The sequence below is a fragment of the Streptomyces sp. NPDC060232 genome (genome assembly GCF_042726555.1).
In the GTDB taxonomy this organism is placed as follows: Bacteria; Actinomycetota; Actinomycetes; order Streptomycetales; family Streptomycetaceae; genus Streptomyces.
In genome coordinates this window covers 59,116-74,547 of record NZ_JBHXAG010000012.1, presented here as the reverse complement: position 1 = coordinate 74,547, position 15,432 = coordinate 59,116, and the positions used below count along the sequence as shown (strand labels likewise).

General features: G+C 71.0%; 19 protein-coding genes, 1 tRNA gene and 1 pseudogene. 7 read left to right on the top strand and 14 right to left on the bottom strand.

Annotated features, from left to right (window positions below; all coding sequences use genetic code 11):
* Positions 1 to 57: 57 nt before the first annotated feature.
* From ACFWFZ_RS19000 to ACFWFZ_RS18970, 7 genes are all read right to left on the bottom strand, one after another.
* A complete protein-coding gene (locus ACFWFZ_RS19000) occupies positions 58 to 219 on the bottom strand; it encodes a hypothetical protein (protein ID WP_167344740.1) in 162 nt (53 codons plus the stop codon).
* Positions 220 to 584: 365 nt separating this feature from the next.
* Positions 585 to 881, bottom strand: coding sequence for a hypothetical protein (locus ACFWFZ_RS18995; RefSeq protein ID WP_387123717.1), 297 nt, complete (start codon positions 879 to 881; stop codon positions 585 to 587).
* A gap of 196 nt (positions 882 to 1,077) precedes the next feature.
* Positions 1,078 to 1,162: transfer RNA gene (locus ACFWFZ_RS18990), tRNA-Ser, on the bottom strand.
* Between the two features lie 113 nt (positions 1,163 to 1,275).
* On the bottom strand, positions 1,276 to 1,704 hold the full coding sequence (gene tadA, locus ACFWFZ_RS18985; protein WP_387123956.1) for a tRNA adenosine(34) deaminase TadA: 429 nt from the start codon (positions 1,702 to 1,704) through the stop codon (positions 1,276 to 1,278).
* A 59-nt stretch (positions 1,705 to 1,763) separates the two neighbouring features.
* Complete coding sequence (locus ACFWFZ_RS18980) at positions 1,764 to 2,312, bottom strand: hypothetical protein (protein ID WP_387123715.1); 549 nt, start codon at positions 2,310 to 2,312, stop codon at positions 1,764 to 1,766.
* 273 nt (positions 2,313 to 2,585) lie between these two features.
* Entirely contained in the window at positions 2,586 to 2,765 is a 180-nt protein-coding gene (locus ACFWFZ_RS18975; RefSeq protein WP_030027564.1) for a hypothetical protein, read from the bottom strand.
* An 84-nt stretch (positions 2,766 to 2,849) separates the two neighbouring features.
* The gene (locus tag ACFWFZ_RS18970; RefSeq protein WP_387123713.1) at positions 2,850 to 3,827 is read right to left on the bottom strand and encodes a universal stress protein; all 978 of its coding nucleotides are present in this window, start codon (positions 3,825 to 3,827) and stop codon (positions 2,850 to 2,852) included.
* Positions 3,828 to 3,990: 163 nt separating this feature from the next.
* Between ACFWFZ_RS18970 and upp the strand changes: the two genes are divergently transcribed.
* Positions 3,991 to 4,626 (top strand): uracil phosphoribosyltransferase, encoded by a 636-nt coding sequence (gene upp, locus ACFWFZ_RS18965; protein WP_387123711.1) that lies wholly within the window; start codon positions 3,991 to 3,993, stop codon positions 4,624 to 4,626.
* 105 nt (positions 4,627 to 4,731) lie between these two features.
* On the opposite strand, the gene ACFWFZ_RS18960 is transcribed toward upp, so the two are convergent.
* Entirely contained in the window at positions 4,732 to 5,409 is a 678-nt protein-coding gene (locus tag ACFWFZ_RS18960) for a LytR C-terminal domain-containing protein (protein WP_387123709.1), read from the bottom strand.
* A 92-nt stretch (positions 5,410 to 5,501) separates the two neighbouring features.
* Complete coding sequence (locus tag ACFWFZ_RS18955; protein WP_008740979.1) at positions 5,502 to 5,798, bottom strand: type II toxin-antitoxin system VapB family antitoxin; 297 nt, start codon at positions 5,796 to 5,798, stop codon at positions 5,502 to 5,504.
* Positions 5,799 to 5,886: 88 nt separating this feature from the next.
* Here ACFWFZ_RS18955 and ACFWFZ_RS18950 point away from each other — a divergent pair, with 88 nt between their 5' ends.
* Together ACFWFZ_RS18950 and opcA are read left to right on the top strand one after the other, a co-directional pair.
* On the top strand, positions 5,887 to 7,587 hold the full coding sequence (locus tag ACFWFZ_RS18950) for a helicase HerA-like domain-containing protein (protein ID WP_387123707.1): 1,701 nt from the start codon (positions 5,887 to 5,889) through the stop codon (positions 7,585 to 7,587).
* A 20-nt stretch (positions 7,588 to 7,607) separates the two neighbouring features.
* Positions 7,608 to 8,540: a glucose-6-phosphate dehydrogenase assembly protein OpcA gene (gene opcA / locus ACFWFZ_RS18945; RefSeq protein ID WP_387123705.1), complete on the top strand. Its 933-nt coding sequence runs from the start codon at positions 7,608 to 7,610 to the stop codon at positions 8,538 to 8,540.
* Here opcA and ACFWFZ_RS18940 read toward each other — a convergent pair.
* Both ACFWFZ_RS18940 and ACFWFZ_RS18935 read right to left on the bottom strand, forming a co-directional pair.
* Complete coding sequence (locus ACFWFZ_RS18940) at positions 8,489 to 8,962, bottom strand: cupin domain-containing protein (RefSeq protein ID WP_387123703.1); 474 nt, start codon at positions 8,960 to 8,962, stop codon at positions 8,489 to 8,491. The two genes, opcA and ACFWFZ_RS18940, sit on opposite strands and share 52 nt — an antisense overlap.
* A gap of 181 nt (positions 8,963 to 9,143) precedes the next feature.
* Positions 9,144 to 9,746, bottom strand: coding sequence for an HhH-GPD-type base excision DNA repair protein (locus tag ACFWFZ_RS18935; protein ID WP_387123701.1), 603 nt, complete (start codon positions 9,744 to 9,746; stop codon positions 9,144 to 9,146).
* Between the two features lie 103 nt (positions 9,747 to 9,849).
* Between ACFWFZ_RS18935 and ACFWFZ_RS18930 the strand changes: the two genes are divergently transcribed.
* Positions 9,850 to 10,662: a VOC family protein gene (locus tag ACFWFZ_RS18930; protein WP_387123699.1), complete on the top strand. Its 813-nt coding sequence runs from the start codon at positions 9,850 to 9,852 to the stop codon at positions 10,660 to 10,662.
* Positions 10,663 to 10,837: 175 nt separating this feature from the next.
* On the opposite strand, the pseudogene ACFWFZ_RS18925 reads toward ACFWFZ_RS18930, so the two are convergent.
* Positions 10,838 to 11,239: pseudogene (locus ACFWFZ_RS18925) on the bottom strand (PIN domain nuclease); the annotation flags it as partial.
* Positions 11,240 to 11,385: 146 nt separating this feature from the next.
* Here ACFWFZ_RS18925 and ACFWFZ_RS18920 point away from each other — a divergent pair.
* On the top strand, positions 11,386 to 11,727 hold the full coding sequence (locus ACFWFZ_RS18920) for a hypothetical protein (protein WP_387123697.1): 342 nt from the start codon (positions 11,386 to 11,388) through the stop codon (positions 11,725 to 11,727).
* Between the two features lie 59 nt (positions 11,728 to 11,786).
* On the opposite strand, the gene ACFWFZ_RS18915 is transcribed toward ACFWFZ_RS18920, so the two are convergent.
* Complete coding sequence (locus ACFWFZ_RS18915; RefSeq protein WP_387123695.1) at positions 11,787 to 13,259, bottom strand: ATP-binding protein; 1,473 nt, start codon at positions 13,257 to 13,259, stop codon at positions 11,787 to 11,789.
* Positions 13,260 to 13,855: 596 nt separating this feature from the next.
* On the opposite strand from ACFWFZ_RS18915, the gene ACFWFZ_RS18910 reads away from it, so the two are divergent.
* Both ACFWFZ_RS18910 and ACFWFZ_RS18905 read left to right on the top strand, forming a co-directional pair.
* Complete coding sequence (locus tag ACFWFZ_RS18910) at positions 13,856 to 14,044, top strand: hypothetical protein (protein ID WP_387123693.1); 189 nt, start codon at positions 13,856 to 13,858, stop codon at positions 14,042 to 14,044.
* A gap of 63 nt (positions 14,045 to 14,107) precedes the next feature.
* Positions 14,108 to 14,467 (top strand): PIN domain-containing protein, encoded by a 360-nt coding sequence (locus ACFWFZ_RS18905; RefSeq protein ID WP_387123691.1) that lies wholly within the window; start codon positions 14,108 to 14,110, stop codon positions 14,465 to 14,467.
* On the opposite strand, the gene ACFWFZ_RS18900 is transcribed toward ACFWFZ_RS18905, so the two are convergent.
* Entirely contained in the window at positions 14,442 to 15,401 is a 960-nt protein-coding gene (locus ACFWFZ_RS18900; RefSeq protein WP_387123689.1) for a phosphorothioated DNA-binding restriction endonuclease, read from the bottom strand. The two genes, ACFWFZ_RS18905 and ACFWFZ_RS18900, sit on opposite strands and share 26 nt — an antisense overlap.
* Positions 15,402 to 15,432 lie beyond the last annotated feature (31 nt).

Genomic DNA, 15,432 nt, shown 5'->3' with positions numbered 1-15,432 from the left:
AGCCCCCCACCCGTCGAGTGGGGGGCCGGAAGTCCGGGAACCGCTTCGGCGTACGGGTCAGCGCACCAGTTCGGTTATGAACTCGCCGATGCCGGAGGCGGCATCCGATATCCCCTGGAACCCTATTTCCACGATCTCGGCGGCTCGCTTCGGCTGAGTGATGATCACGAAGAGGGCGAATACGGTGAGGGCACCCGTGATGAGCTTCTTGGTGTCCACGTGCGGGCGGCCTCCCCAACCGGTCCTTGCAAGTCGGGTGAGTCTAACCGGTCAGGTTTGGGCACTCACCTGTCCTTTAAGGACCAATGACCCGGTACTCCGGGCCCTTTGCCGGGCGGCCGGCGGTTGCGGCGGGCACAGGATTGATGTGAGCCCACCGGTTCTGGCAGGAAACCGGCGGGTGAGGGACAGGGCCTCACTGCGGGGTCCGGGCCGCGAGCTTCCCCCTGACCGCGGCCCGGACCGGCAGGCCCGTCCTCGTCGGGGGAAGTGGCTTGTCCCCCCGATGCCACTTCCCCCGTCCTACACGTCGAAGGTCCCGACCCCGGTGGGGGCCTTCTTCGCGTGCCTCGGGTGAGCGGCGGTCACTGGATGGCGCCGGCCAGGTCGGTGAGGGGCTGGACCGGGGCGATCACGGGCGCCAGCTGGTTGGGCAGGTCCATCAGCGCGTTGAGGCCGTTCGCGCCGTCGCCGACCTTCCCGACGACCTCCTGGACGGAGGCGGGCTGGGCCCCGGCGGGCATTCCGGGCGCGGGGATCGGCACGTCCGGGAGGGTGAGCGGGGAGATCGGGGCCGTGTCCGCGGAGGCGGCGGGTGCGGCGAGGCCCGCGGCGGCCCCCGCGAGGGCGAAGGCGGCGAGGATGCGCTGGGTCTTGGTCATGCCGTGTCAACGGCCGACGGGGCGGGCGGTCACGGCGCTGTCCTCCGGAGAGCCGATCGGTCGACCGTCGGACCGGCCGCCGGACGGAGCGTCGGACGGGACGCCGGACGGAGTGTGCGACGCCGGCGGACGGCCCGGAACACCCCCGAACACGCCGAGAGCCCCGACCCTTGCGGGGCGGGGCTCTCGATCGGAGCGGTAGTGGAGGGATTTGAACCCCCGATGGGTTGCCCCATACTCGCTTTCGAGGCGAGCTCCTTCGGCCACTCGGACACACTACCGAGATGGATCCTAGCCTAAGGAACCCCATCCGCTGAAATCGGTATGAGCGAGCCCCGCCGCGAGCCCACCACGGGCCTCACCACGGGCTTCACCAGGCTCCACGCGAGCCCGGTCACAGATCGCGGAAGAAGTCCGTCAGCTGCCGTGCGCACTCGTCGCCGAGCACCCCGCGCACCACCTCCGGCCTGTGGTTGAGCCTGCGGTCCCGTACGAGGTCCCACAGCGACCCGGCGGCGCCCGCCTTGTCGTCGTCCGCGCCGTAGACGACCCGGGCGACGCGCGACTGAACGAGCGCGCCGGCGCACATCACGCACGGCTCCAGGGTGACCACGAGGGTGCACCCCGGAAGCCGCCATTCCCCGAGTTTGGCGGCGGCCCTGCGCAGTGCCAGGACCTCGGCGTGCGCCGTGGGGTCGCCGCTCGCCTCGCGCTCGTTGTACCCGGTGGCGAGGAGTTCCCCGTCCGGGCCCAGCACGACGGCGCCGACCGGCACGTCGCCGGCCGGCACCGCCCGGGCGGCCTCCTGGAGCGCCAGGCGCATGGAGTCCCGCCACGGGTCCCGTACGGGGTCGACGGGATCGGTGGTGTTCGCGGTGAGCACTAGCGGACGGCCTCCAGGACCTCGGTGGCGCCGAGGGACTCGGCGATCTCCGAGAGGGCGTCTCCGTCGAGGGTCATCAGCTGCTTGTTGGTCACGCCGAGATCGTCCAGCAGCCGGGGATCGCCGAGCGGACCGGCCGGTACCGGCTCGGAGCCGGCCCCGCGCTCCCCGTCCTCGTCGGAGTCCTCGTCCGTGAACGCGGCGATGGCGTCCTCCTCGCCGTCCTCGGTGCCGTCCAGGTCCAGCTCGTCGAGTTCGTCGTCCTCCTCGTCGCTGCCCAGCAGCTCTTTGGTCAGCATCGAGCCGTAGGAGCTGCGGGCGGCCGCGGCGGCGTTCGACACGAAATACCGCGGGTCCTCCTCGCCGTCCACGCGGACGACGCCGAACCAGGCGTCCTCCTCCTCGATGAGGGCGACCACCGTGTCGTCGTCGACAGCGGCGGACCGGGCGAGATCGATCAGATCACTGAGGGACTCGACATCGTCGAGTTCCATGTCGCTCGCTTCCCACCCGTCTTCGGTGCGCGCGAGCAGTGCGGCGAAATACACCGTGACTCTCCCACTGGTCTTAGGCGTGCCGGTTGGAGGTCCCCCCGGCCGGAGGTTGGGACGAAAGCGGCCGTGCTGCTCGCCGCCCTGCCCCGCCCAATCGGCATCGTGGCAGAAACAGCGGCTTTGCGAGAGGTCTTCCGCGCTTGCGTCGTGCCGCGCCGTGCCCCGCCGGGCCCGGTGCGGGGTTGCGGCGCCGGGGCGTTTCGGGGTCGACGGGGGTCGCGCCGGTTGCCCGACGGGCCGCTCGTGTCGCGCCGGGGCCGGCCCGGTTCACCAGCGGAACGTGCGCATCCGCATCTGCTGGCGCATACGGGCCGCGCGGGCGCGGCGGGGCTGTACGCGATCACGCAGGGCGCGGGCCTCCATCAGGTCACGCAGGAACTGCGCGCGGCGTGCTCGGCGCTGCGCCGCCGTCTCCGGAGCGTCGTCGCTCGGCTGCGTGTCGGGCATCGGCCACCACCCTGGGCTGGTCGGTCGTTTCCCCCTGCACCCACCTTCCCCCGCACAGGGCGTTTGATGCCACCCCTGTGCAGGTCAGACGTCGTCCTTGAGGGTCGGGACGATCGCGACCGGGCCGTGTGCGTGGTGCAGTACGGCATGGGCCACCGAGCCGATCTGCAGCGACATGGCGGTGCGCCGCGGGTGGTGCCGGCCGACCACCACCAGGGCCGCCGACCGGGAGGCGTCGACCAGCCGGCCGGCGGGGTCGCCGGGGACCGCGGCCTGTTCCACGGGGACGTCCGGGTAGCGCGTGCGCAGCGGCTCCAGGCGCCGGGTCTGGGAGCGGAGCATCTCCCGTTCGGCCGGTACGCCGTCCCCCTCGTCGGCGAGACCCTCCGGCGGGACCACCTCGAAGGGCCTGTCGATCACCAGGGCCGGCGCGGGCGGGACGGCGTACGCGGAGACCACCTGGACGGTGGTCCCCCGCACGGCCGCCTCCTCGAAGGCGAAGGAGAGCACGTCGTCGGGGGTCTCGGCAGCGTGCAGCCCGAGCACCACACGCCCTGCGGACACCTCGGAGCCGGCCGCCCCGGTGTCGCGGCCGGCGTCACGGCCCGTGTCACGGCCCGCGGCGCGGTCGGCGTGCGGGACCACCACGACGGGGCACGGGGCGGTCGAGGCCACCGCCCTGCTGCTCGATCCGAGCAGCAGGCTGGCGAAGCCGCCGCGGCCCCGCGAACCCATCACGAGCATCATGGCCCCCGCTCCGATCACCCGCAGTGCCTCGGGGACGGAGCCCTCCAGCGACTCGTAGCGGACCCCGTCGGGCAGCGCGGCGCTCCCGCCCAGCATGCTGCGGACCCAGTCGTGCACGGGGTCGGGGTAGTCCCCCGGCTCGGAGGCGTCGTGCAGCGCCGCCCGGCGGCCCGCGTACAACTGGGCGTGGTCGGGCAGTACATGGGCGATGAGCAGCCCGGTACCGTGCCGCAGGGCGGCGCCCCGCGCCCACTGGAGGGCCTTGAGGCTGTGCTCGGACCCGTCGACGGCTGCGATCACCGGTGCGTGGCTCATCAGTCCAGCGTGCTGGGCCTCCGCGAGGGCCGCATCCGCAGGCCTTCGCGGGCGTGGCCGCCGCTTCGGACGCGAAGGGGCCGCGTCAGCGCGTAGCCTTTTGGGTGCAGGTCGCGTCGGGCGACCGTTTTTGCAGGTCGCAGGCTGAGTTTTGGAGGATGTTGTGCGTTTGCAGGTCGTCGATCACCCCTTGGTGGCGCACAAACTCACCACCCTGCGCGACAAGCGCACCGACTCCGCCACGTTCCGGCGGCTGGCGGACGAGCTGGTGACCCTGCTCGCGTACGAGGCCACCCGCGACGTGCGCACCGAGCAGGCCGACATCGAGACCCCGGTGGCTTCGACCACCGGCGTGAAGCTCTCGGCCCCCCGGCCGCTGATCGTCCCGATCCTGCGGGCCGGCCTCGGCATGCTCGACGGCATGGTGCGGCTGCTGCCGACCGCCGAGGTGGGCTTCATGGGCATGGTCCGCAACGAGGAGACTCTGGAGGCCTCCACGTACGCGACCCGCATGCCGGAGGACCTCTCCGGACGGCAGGTCTACGTCGTGGACCCGATGCTCGCCACCGGCGGCACGCTCGTCGCGGCGATCCAGGAGCTGATCAAGCGCGGCGCCGACGACGTCACGGCCGTGGTGCTGCTGGCGGCGCCGGAGGGCGTCGAGGTCATGGAGCGCGACCTGGCGGGCACGCCGGTGACGGTCGTGACGGCCGCGGTGGACGAGCGGCTCAACGAGCACGGCTACATCGTTCCGGGCCTCGGCGACGCCGGCGACCGGATGTACGGCTCGGCGGAGTAGCCCCCGGCCGGCCGGATGTCCGGCCGGCCGAACTACCCGGCTGTCCGGCCGTCCGGATGTACGGCTCGGCGGGGGCCTGCGCCGAGCCGTACATCCGCGGGCGGCTCAGCAGTTCTTGGCGGGCGCGGGCACGGGGTTGGCCAGCAGGGCCAGCGCCTTGTCCGCGTCCGCCTCCGTGCTGAGCTCGGTGAAGGCGTCGCCCAGGATCAGGTCGACGTCCGCGGTCTCACGGGTGTCGGTCTGCTGGGTGGTGCCGGCGAGCTGGGTGCCGAGTACGGCGAAGACGGCCTTGTCGGTCGTCGGGGAGCCCAGCAGTATCCCGGTACCGGGGACCTTCTTGTCGAAGTCGGCCGGGGCGTTGCCGACGCTGCCGACGACGAAGCCGCGTTTGGCGAGCTCGTCGCCGACGGCCTTGGCCAGGCCCGCGCGCGGGGTCGCGTTGTAGACGTTGACCGTGATCTCGCCGGGCGGGGGAAGTACGACCGCCGGCTTGACGGGGGCGGACGCCGTGGCGGCGGCCGCGGGCGCGCCGCCCTTGGCAGCGGCCTCGGGTGATTTCGTAGGGCAGTCCTTGGCACCGGCAGCCGTGTTCCGCTTCGGGCTGTCGCCCTGGAACACGTCGATGAGCTGCAGTGCCCCGTAGCCGACCAGGGCAAGCGCGAGGGCCGAGCCGAGCACGGCGAGGACGATCCGACGTCGGCTCCGCTTACGGCTCATGCGGGGGTAGGCGGTCCCCGTGACGCGGTACTTTCCGCCCATGCCGGGGGGAGTGAGCATGCTCATGGGCGCAGCGTAATGCGACCCGGTGGCGATGCCTACTAAATGATCTGCTGATAGGTCAATGGTGACCCGAAAGGCGCAATCTACGCGAAGCGTCAGTCCATCTCGAGGACGCGGGCGTGCAGCACCTGACGCTGCTGCAGAGCCGCGCGGACGGCACGGTGCAGCCCGTCCTCCAGGTAGAGGTCGCCCTGCCACTTCACGACGTGGGCGAAGAGGTCGCCGTAGAACGTCGAGTCCTCGGCGAGCAGCGTTTCGAGGTCCAGCTGGCCCTTGGTCGTCACGAGCTGGTCGAGCCGGACCGGGCGCGGCGCGACGTCCGCCCACTGCCGGGTGGTTTCCCTGCCGTGGTCGGGGTACGGCCGCCCGCTTCCGATGCGCTTGAAGATCACACGGAAAGCCTACCGGGCCCGTGCCTGCGGGCGCAGCCTCGCAAGGGTGGTGCAAAAGTGATGAAGAGTGCCATATGGGGAGTGATCCATGAGTGAGAGCACCGACGCCACCGATGCTGCGGCGGACCGGACGGGCCAGACGGCCCCGGCTGCCGACTCGGCGGACCGGACGGACTCGGCGGACCCGGCCGACGCGGCGGACGCGGCCGACCCGGTGGACCCGGCCGGGCAGATCGCCGCCGGCTACGCCTTCACCGGACCCGCGCTCGACCTGGGGGCTCTCCTCTGGGACGGCGCGTGCCTGCCCGACCGTCAGATCCGCATCCCGCTGGCGATGCTCAACCGGCACGGGCTGGTCGCGGGTGCCACCGGCACCGGTAAGACCAAGACGCTCCAGCTCATCGCCGAGCAGCTGTCGGCCAACGGCGTCCCCGTCTTCCTCGCCGACATCAAGGGCGACGTCTCGGGGATCACGGCTCCCGGCACGCCCGGCGAACGGATCGACGAGCGGGCCCGGGATGTGGCCCAGAGTTGGGAGCCCACCGGATTCCCGGGCGAGTTCTACTCGCTGGGCGGGATCGGCCCCGGCATCCCGGTCCGGTCGACCGTCACCGCCTTCGGCCCGGTGCTGATGTCGAAGGTGCTCCGGCTCAACCAGACGCAGGAGCAGTCCCTCGCCCTGATCTTCCACTACGCCGACACCAAGGGCCTGGAGCTGATCGACCTCAAGGACCTGCGCGCGGTCGTCGCCTTCCTCGTCTCCGACCAGGGGAAGGCGGAACTCAAGGGCATCGGCGGCCTGTCCACCGTGACCGCCGGGGTGATCCTGCGGGCCCTGACCGCCTTCGAGGCGCAAGGCGCCACGGAGTTCTTCGGCGAGCCCGAGTTCGACACCGGCGAGTTCCTGCGTACGGCCGCCGACGGCCGCGGGGTGGTCTCCGTACTGGAACTCCCGTCGGTCCAGGACAAGCCGCAGCTCTTCTCCACCTTCCTGATGTGGCTGCTGGCCGACCTCTACAACGACCTGCCCGAGGTCGGCGACCTGGACAGGCCCAAGCTCGTCTTCTTCTTCGACGAGGCCCACCTGCTCTTCAACGGGGCCTCGAAGGCCTTCCTCCAGTCGGTCACCCAGACCGTCCGGCTGATCCGCTCCAAGGGCGTCGGCGTCTTCTTCGTGACCCAGACGCCCAAGGACGTGCCGGCCGACGTGCTCGGCCAGCTCGGCAACCGCGTGCAACACGCCCTGCGCGCCTTCACCCCCGACGACGCCAAGGCGCTGAAGGCGACGGTGAGGACCTTCCCGCACTCCGCTTACGACCTTGAGGAGCTGCTCACCGGGCTGGGGACCGGAGAGGCGGTCGTCACCGTGCTCAGCGAGAGCGGCGCCCCCACTCCCGTCGCCGCGACCCGGTTGCGCGCCCCGCAGTCGCTGATGGGCCCGATCGGGGCCGCCGGCCTGGAGCGGGCCGTGCACGCCTCGCTGCTCTGGTCGCGCTACGCGGAGCCCGTCGACCGCGAGTCGGCGTACGAGAGGATCAGCGCCGAGCAGGCCGCGGCGGAGGCGCAGGCGGAGGCCGCAGCGGCGGCGGCCGAGGCCGAGGAGCAGGCCAAGGCGGCGGAGAAGGAGAGCACGAGGGCGGACGGGCGCGGCGCCCCGAAGTCGGAGCCCTCGCTGGCCGAGCAGGTGGTGGGCAGCGGGCTGTTCCGCTCGCTGGCCCGCTCGATCGGCACGCAGCTGGGCCGCGAGATCTCGCGCTCCGTCTTCGGTACGGCGCGCAGGCGCAGATGACGCGGTGACAGACTCGGTGCATGCGGACCGAACTCACCGACACCACGTCCAGCAAGGTCAACCGGGCCCTGCTCGCAGCACGCCGGGCGATAGGCAGCCCCACCATGGGTCTGGTGCTGACGCTCGTCGTCGTCACCGACGAGGAGAACGCCTACGACGCCGTACGCGCGGCCTCCGAGGCCTCGCGTGAGCACCCGTGCCGCATCATCGCGGTCATCAAGCGGGTCTCGCGCGGCCCGCACAAGCTGCGCGCGAGCCGGGTCGACGCCGAGCTGCGGGTCGGGTCGGACGCCGGGGCCGGCGAACTCGTACTGCTGCGCCTGCACGGGGCGCTGACCGAGCAGGCCGGGTCGGTCGTACTGCCGCTGCTGGTGCCGGACGCGCCGGTGGTGGCGTGGTGGCCAGGCGATGCCCCCGCCGACCTGGCACGGGACCCGCTGGGCGCGCTCGCGCAGCGTCGGATCACGGACGCGGCCGCCGCCTTCGACCCTGTGGGCGTGCTCGACGAGCGGGCCGCCGGCTACCAGCCCGGCGACACGGACCTGGCCTGGACCCGGCTGACGCCGTGGCGGGCCCTGCTGGCCGCCGCCCTGGACCAGAAGCCTCTGCCGGTGACCGGTGCGGCGGTGGAGAGCGAGCCGGACAACGCGAGCGCCGAGCTGCTGGCGCGCTGGCTGGAGGACCGGCTCGGGGTCCCGGTGGACCGGGTCGCGACCGACGGCCCGGTCATCACCGGGGTGGTGCTGCGCACCACGGGCGGGGAGATCCGGGTGGACCGGCCCGCGGGCGCGCTGGCCACCCTGATCCTGCCGGGGAGCCCCGACCGCAGGGTGGCCCTGAAGATCCGCAGCGGCGCCGAACTGATCGCGGAGGAACTGCGCCGCCTCGACGCGGACGTGGTCTACGGCTCGGCGCTGCGGCGGCGGCCGCTCCAGGCGGGGCTCTCGGCGTAGTGGTTGTCATAGGTCGCCGAGCTGTCCTTGATGTCCTGCACGGTGGCCTCGCCCGCGTTGACCCGGCCGAGGAGGCGGTAGTAGTCGAAGCGGCCCATGCCGGGGGTGAAGCCGACGAAGACGCTCGCCGTGTGGCCGGCGGCGGGGGCGAAGGCGTGCTTGACGCCCGGCGGGATCGCGATGAAGTCGCCGGCGTCCAGGGTCTGGATCTCGTCGCCGACCAGGACGTCGAGGCGTCCGGCGGTGACGTGGAAGAACTCGGTGGCCCTGGTGTGGAAGTGCACCGGGGCGCCTGCCGCGCCCTCCTCGAAGGTGGCGGTGTTGCAGGTCAGCTCGGCGGTGTCGGTCAGCAGCGTGATGAGGCTGCCGGGGGCGTCCTGGATGGCTTCGGCGGTGGCGGCGCGGGTTGCGAACTCTGTCATGTCCCCCAACCTACGGTCCTGATCGACCGGTATCAGGGGTCGATCAGGACCATGTGCGGCCGGTCGACCCAGGCCGGGGGCCAGCTCGGGAGCCAGCTCAAGAATCGGCGTGGGAATCGGCGCGGCAACCGGCTCGGGAATCGGCCCGGCAACCGGCCCGGCAACCGGCGCGGGCACCCGCTCATGCGCCCCCGGCGGCCTTCGCGGCCTTGGCTGCGGCCTTCATCTCCTGCTTGTGCGCCCGCACCCTGGCCAGGGACTCCGGCCCGGTGATGTCGGCCGCCGAACGGTAGACGTTCGCCTGGCCGTAGCCGCCCGCGGCCTCCCGCCAGCCCGTCGGCCGCACCCCGAACCGCTTGCCCAGCAAGGCGAGGAAGATCTGCGCCTTCTGCTCCCCGAAGCCCGGCAGCGCCTTGAGGCGCCCCAGCAGCTCCCGCCCCGTCGCGGCGTCGGCCCACACGGCTTCGGCGCTCCCGCCGTAGTGCTCCACCAGATACGCGCACAGCTGCTGGATCCGCGTCGCCATCGAGCCCGGATACCGGTGCACGGCGGGCTTCTCGGAGAGCAGGGCGGCGAAGGCCTCCGGGTCGTACGCGGCGATGGCGTGCGCGTCCAGGTCGTCCGCGCCCATCCGCTGGGCGATCGTCCAGGGCCCCGAGAACGCCCACTCCATCGGTACCTGCTGGTCCAGCAGCATTCCGACGAGCGCGGCGAGCGGGCTCCGGCCGAGCAGCGCGTCGGCCTCGGGCTGCTGCGCCAGCCGGATGGTGATGTCCTTGTCCATGGCTCCAGCGTCCCGCGCGGGCGCGCTCCCCGCGCGGTCGGCACACCGCGCGCCTAGCGTGAGTACGACGACAGCCGCGAACGAGCCGAGGAGTCGATCGAACATGCAAGAGTTCCCCGAAGGCGCGCCGTGCTGGGTGGACGCGATGTTCAGGGACGTGGAGGCCGCCAAGACCTTCTACGGCGACGTGCTGGGCTGGACCTTCGGCGAGTCCAGCAGCGAGTACGGCAACTACACGCAGGCCTACTCCGACGGCAAGGCCGTCGCGGCCGTCGTACCGCCGATGCCCGGGATCGACGCCCCCTCGCAGTGGTGTCTGTACCTCGCCTCGCCCGACGCGGCGGCCACCGCCGGGAAGGTGACCGCCAACGGCGGTGAGGTCCTCATGGGCCCGATGCAGGTCGGCGCCCTCGGCACGATGCTCATCGCGAAGGAGCCGAGCGGCGCCGTCTTCGGCGTCTGGCAGCCGGGCGAGCACAAGGGCTTCGAGAAGATGGGCGAGGCGGGTTCCTACGCCTGGGCGGAGGTCTTCACCCGGGAGCCGGCCAAGCCGGACGCCTTCCTGCCGAAGGTCTTCCCGTACGCCGTCGAGCAGATGGACCCGGGAGACGATCCGGAGATGGCCGACGTGGACTTCAAGGTCTTCAGCCTCGGCGCGCCGGCGCAGCCGGTGCTGGGCCGGATGAAGATGGACGACGACTTCCCGCCGGAGCTGCCGCCGTACGTCCACGTCTACTTCGGGGTCCCGGACTGCGACGAGGCGGTGTCGAAGACCCAGAAGCACGGCGGGAAGCTGCACTTCGGCCCGATGGACAGCCCGTTCGGCCGCTTCGCGGCGGTCACGGACCCGCAGGGCGCCGCCTTCGCGGTGATCGACATGTCGACGACGGTAGGCGAGATGCCGACCTTCGGCTGACCCCGGCCGAGAGCCCCGCCGGACCGCGTCCGCGCCCGGTCGCATCGGATCGGCGCCCGTCCGGCGGGCGCCCCACCCGTCCTGACCTGCGACGGAGCGTTCGGTACGGCCCCTTCGAACGGGGCTGGACGAGGGTGGATGCAACCAGGACTGCAACCACCGCCCGGCTACTTGCGGCCCGAGGGCCGTACCACTGGAGGGGCTGGCCGGTTACTGCGGCGATGCCTTCGAAGTCGTGGTCACTGTGCAGAAGAGTGAGTCCCTGCAGCTCGGCGGTCGCGGCGACGACGAGGTCCACCGCACCGGCGCTGCGCTGCTTGCCTTGTTCGGCGAGGGCTTCCTGGACCTGCCAGGCCCGGTCGTCGACCGGGACCCAGCCGAAGATCAGGCGGACGTCCTCGATCCCGCGCGTCCGGTCGGCGGCTGATCGGGCGCTGTGGAAGAACTCCAGCTCCGTGATGGGGCACGTGGCGATCAGGCCGGCGGCCGCCGCCTGGTCCCAGCCGTACTGCTCCGCGTCGCCGCGCATGAAGCGGGCGAGGGCGCTGGTGTCGATCAGGTAGAGAGCGGCGTTCACCGTCGGTAGTTCCGCTTGTCCTCGAAGAGTGTCATCACAGTGTCAGGGGTGGCTGTCTGGGCTCGCGCATATCGGCACGTGCGTTCGATGGGATCGATACGCTGCTGCAGCTCTACTTACCTGGCACACGCGGTCCTTGGAGAGACATGCCCCGCTACGTTCGCGTCAAGATCGTCACTCCCGAGATGGAGGCCGCGGAGCGGAGAGCAGGGCGTCGGCTTGCGATCATCTTCTTGCCTAGCCTGGTCCTGATCGGGGCCCTCCTGTACGGCTGGGCCTGTCAGGCATTCGGCTTGGCGCGCGGTGATGTAGCGCTGGTGTTGCAGGGCACGCTGCTGCTGGCTATCAGCAGCCTTCTTCTCCCCTTCCTGGACAAGTGGTGGACCGGTCGCCGCTACCAACTTTGGAGGGCAATCGTGGGCTTCTGCCTGCCGACGTCACTCACCATGGTGCTGATCTACCTGCTTCCCGTACTGAAGGAACAGTAGGGGAACTGCTGGCGGTGCTGCGAGGTGCCGAAGGCTGACCTTCCGGCGACGCCGAGATGTCAGACCTGGCCGTAGAGAGTAGCCAGGTCGATCAATCGGATGTCCGGGTCGGCTGCCGCTACGACGTGTGCCTTGTCGTTGAATCCGGCTCCGCTGAAGCAGATGAGCCGGGTGTTGGTCGTGTCGTAGCGCCCGGCCTGGGCGGTGAGGTCGCGGATGTGCCGGAGGCGCTCGATGTGGGCGATGCCCATGGTGTCGTTCCACTTGGCTTCCCCGATGGCCAGGAGTGGAGGCTTGGCGCCGTCGGCGATTCCGATGGCCGCGACATCGACCTCGTGGCCGGTGCGGGCCTTGGCGTCGTGGACGACGCCGTGTCCGACGCGGGCGGGCAGACCGCCCAGGAGCTCGGGGTCGGCGTGATGCAATGCCCAGTCGCGGCAGACCTGTTCGAAATGGGGCCCGAGGACATTGCTGACGAAGCGGCGACGGCTGGCCTGCCAGACCCGTGGCGCGCTGCCGGGGCGTTCGAGCTGGTCCCAGACCGGTCGCATGATCGCGTGGTAGAAGCCGATCAGCGGTTCGGCGATGCGGTAGGTGGGCCGGTTGTCGCGGAAGACGTCCGCGTCCCGGTGCAGCAGGCCCGCGTCTTCGAGGACGTTGATGGGATGGGCGATGTCGGTGGCCTTGCGTTCCAGGTAGCCGGCCATGCCCCCGCGTGTGGCGTTGCCGTCGGCGACGGCGGCCAGGACGGACAGGTACAGGGCGGTGTCGCGGAGGTCGGGTTCTTCGGCCAGTAGATAGCGGGCCTCGCGGAAGAGAGGGGTTTCGGGATTGAGGACGGTGCGGACGACCCAGTCGTCGAAGTCGTCCGGCCCCTTTGGCGAGTCGCCGCGTGCGAATTCGCGCCGGTAGGCGGGAGTGCCGCCCACGATCGCGTTCACCTTCATGGCCAGGTGGGGGTCGGTGATGCCCCAGAACTCGGCGGCGAGGCGGTGGTCCAGGGGGCGGACGACCAGTTCCAGTCCGGCCCGTCCGCGCAGTGGGGCGTTGCCCGACAGCAGTCGGCCCATGAAGGACAGCGCCGAGCCGCACAGCAGCAGCCGGGTACGGGAGCCGGTGCGCTGGTCACGCAGAGGCCGCAACGCCTCCTGGATGAGCGAGGGCAGCTCCGGGTTGGCCTTGGCGAGGTAAGGAAACTCGTCGATCACCACGGGGACGGGCCGCTCGGCGCCGAGCGCGAGCAGAGCGTCGACGGCCTCTGCCCAGTTGGCGAAGTGGAACGGGCTCGCGGGGCGGACGTGCGCGGTCAGCGCTGCGCTGATCCGCCGTAGCGACTCGGCATCGGCGGCCTCGGTCGCACCGAAATAGAACCCTCCGGCGGCACGGCAGGCGGCATCCAGTAGGAACGTCTTGCCTTGGCGGCGACGCCCGGAGACCACACCCAGGGTCGCTCCTGGCTGAGGATCGGCGATGAACCGGCTCAGCGCCGACCACTCGTAATCCCGGTCGAACATCTCGGCAGGCTTGTCCACGAGCTGCTCCAGATATAGAAGTACGCCTCCATAAAACATACTCCTCTTTCCGTCGGTCTGGCTTGTGGCATGCGCCTGCCGGTCCGGGCGTTAGGCCCTCGCGGGGGAGGCGTCGCGACGCATCCCAAAGAATGTCGCGAATGTCGGAAATGAGTGAGACTGGAGCTGAGACCAGAGCATGCCGAAGACCCCGGCCGCTGAAGCGGTCCGGGGTCTTCGTTTCGCCTGGTCAGGCGACTGCGGAGGATACGAGATTCGAACTCGTGAGGGGTTGCCCCCAACACGCTTTCCAAATGTTCGTACGGGGGTCCGGCGGGGGTCGGGGCGTCCTGAACTGCGGCGGAGGGTTCGGGGTGACCCTGTCCGGACGGGGCTGGACGAGGGCGAATGAGACCAGAACTGAGACCAGGCTGGTTGGGGTTCGCCCGGATCCGACCTGCCCGGCGGCCGACCACTCTAGGCTTGTCCCCAGGTATGGGCCCGCGGACCGCTTCGTGGAGGAGCCGATCATGAGTACTGCCCCGAACCTTCCGCTTCCGCCCCGTCGGCCTGAAGATTCACATCCGCTGCGGACGATTCGGGAGATCCGGGAGTCCTTGCCCGAACAGCAGCTCGGGCACTTCGACGCCGAACTCGCCGACACGGACATCGACGCCCTTCCAGAGATGCTTCACCGCTGGGCCACCCTCGGCAGTGACGGATTCCTTGATCGGCTTGAGTCGGCACCGTTCGAGGGCCTGGAGTTCGGGCAGCGTTCCTACGACGATGCGGCGGACGGCGAGTGATCTATCTGCTCGACACCAACGTGGTCTCCGAGATCACCACCCGGCCGAAGCCGGCTTCGGCTGTTGTCGCCTGCCCGTTCGGTCCCGGCAACCGGCCTCTACCTGAGTGTCATCACGATTGCTGAGATCGGGGCCGGCATCGCTGCGACGCCGGACCAGGCACGGCGTGCCGCTTTCGAGCGGGCGCTCGACGGCATTCGCCTTGACTACGGCGACCGGATCGCGGCCGTCGGAGAACAGGAGGCCCTCGCGTACCTCGCCCTTCATCGGAAACTGAAGAGCGCCGGAACCAGCATCGATCCGCCGGATGCGCTGATCGCCGCCACCGCCCTCGCGAACGGGTGGACCCTTGTCAGCCGGAACGTCAAGCACCTGGCCCGGACCGGCGCACTCTTGCTCAACCCGTGGGAGTACCAGGGCTGACCTGCGGGCGGTTGCGCGAGGCACCGCGAGATCGGCTCCGCGGAAGATCTGCGCCTGGGCGCGGGGCGCCGTGGAAGACCTGGCTGGTGTGCCAGGAGCGGTGGCGCGTCGCCACGGGGCGGACGCCCGGCTGCGGGCCGACGAGACGGCGGCCCGCGAGGGCTATGACGTGCTCGCGGGCCGCGGGGCTGCGCCCGACGAAGTGCTGCGAGACGAGGATGCGGTGGCCGTCGCCGACACCGAGGACGCCCTTGTCGAAGAGCTTGTGGTGCAGTGCGCACAGGCACAGGCCGTTGTCGACGTCATCCGGGCCGCCGAACGCCCACCAGCGCACGTGCGCGGCCTCCAGGCCGACTGGCGCGGCCCCGATCCGCCCGTCGTATCCGCAGAAGGCGCACTGGTACTCGTAGGCCGTCAGTACCAGCTCCCGCATCCGCCGGTCCCTCTGCCGTCGTGCTGACGGGGGCCGTCCGGTCTCCGTGGGCTCCAGCTCCAGCCCGATCGCTTCGCACATTTCGCCGTGCAGCGAGGGTGGGAAGTGCTGGTCGAGCAGTACGCGCGTCATCCGGCCCAGCAGCGCCGGCTCCCGCCGCAGTGCCGCCCGCAGCTCCGGTGCCAGTCGCCCGACAGCCCGGGATGCCCGCAGCTCCCGCACCGCGCTCCCGGGGCTGCCGGGTCCGCGGTCGGTGCGCACCTCCCACACCCCGTCGCTGGTCAGATGGTGGAAGGGGTAGGCGGGCGTCGTCTTGTTGGGCGGACCGTACTCGGCCAGCAGCCGCTTCAGGTCCTCCTCCACCGCGCTGTAGAACAGCTCGCTGTCAGCATCCTCCTGGAACCGGCTGAGGGCGTAAAGCAGGAGTAGCGGCTTGTGGGGAGCCCGCGCCCCGCCCTTGGTCCACTGCCTCAACGTCGCGGTCCGCTCCAGCCAGTCCATGACCGGCGATCGTAGTGGCACCACAGGGGTT

Excerpts from the sequence above, each read along its gene's own strand:
- ACFWFZ_RS18995 (WP_387123717.1), bottom strand. The coding sequence starts at position 881 with ATGACCAAGACCCAGCGCATCCTCGCCGCCTTCGCCCTCGCGGGGGCC.
- tadA (WP_387123956.1), bottom strand. The coding sequence starts at position 1,704 with ATGCGCCTGGCGCTCCAGGAGGCCGCCCGGGCGGTGCCGGCCGGCGAC.
- ACFWFZ_RS18975 (WP_030027564.1), bottom strand. The coding sequence starts at position 2,765 with ATGCCCGACACGCAGCCGAGCGACGACGCTCCGGAGACGGCGGCGCAG.
- ACFWFZ_RS18970 (WP_387123713.1), bottom strand. The coding sequence starts at position 3,827 with ATGAGCCACGCACCGGTGATCGCAGCCGTCGACGGGTCCGAGCACAGC.
- ACFWFZ_RS18960 (WP_387123709.1), bottom strand. The coding sequence starts at position 5,409 with ATGAGCATGCTCACTCCCCCCGGCATGGGCGGAAAGTACCGCGTCACG.
- ACFWFZ_RS18950 (WP_387123707.1), top strand. The coding sequence starts at position 5,887 with ATGAGTGAGAGCACCGACGCCACCGATGCTGCGGCGGACCGGACGGGC.
- opcA (WP_387123705.1), top strand. The coding sequence starts at position 7,608 with ATGCGGACCGAACTCACCGACACCACGTCCAGCAAGGTCAACCGGGCC.
- ACFWFZ_RS18940 (WP_387123703.1), bottom strand. The coding sequence starts at position 8,962 with ATGACAGAGTTCGCAACCCGCGCCGCCACCGCCGAAGCCATCCAGGAC.
- ACFWFZ_RS18935 (WP_387123701.1), bottom strand. The coding sequence starts at position 9,746 with ATGGACAAGGACATCACCATCCGGCTGGCGCAGCAGCCCGAGGCCGAC.
- ACFWFZ_RS18930 (WP_387123699.1), top strand. The coding sequence starts at position 9,850 with ATGCAAGAGTTCCCCGAAGGCGCGCCGTGCTGGGTGGACGCGATGTTC.
- ACFWFZ_RS18920 (WP_387123697.1), top strand. The coding sequence starts at position 11,386 with ATGCCCCGCTACGTTCGCGTCAAGATCGTCACTCCCGAGATGGAGGCC.
- ACFWFZ_RS18900 (WP_387123689.1), bottom strand. The coding sequence starts at position 15,401 with ATGGACTGGCTGGAGCGGACCGCGACGTTGAGGCAGTGGACCAAGGGC.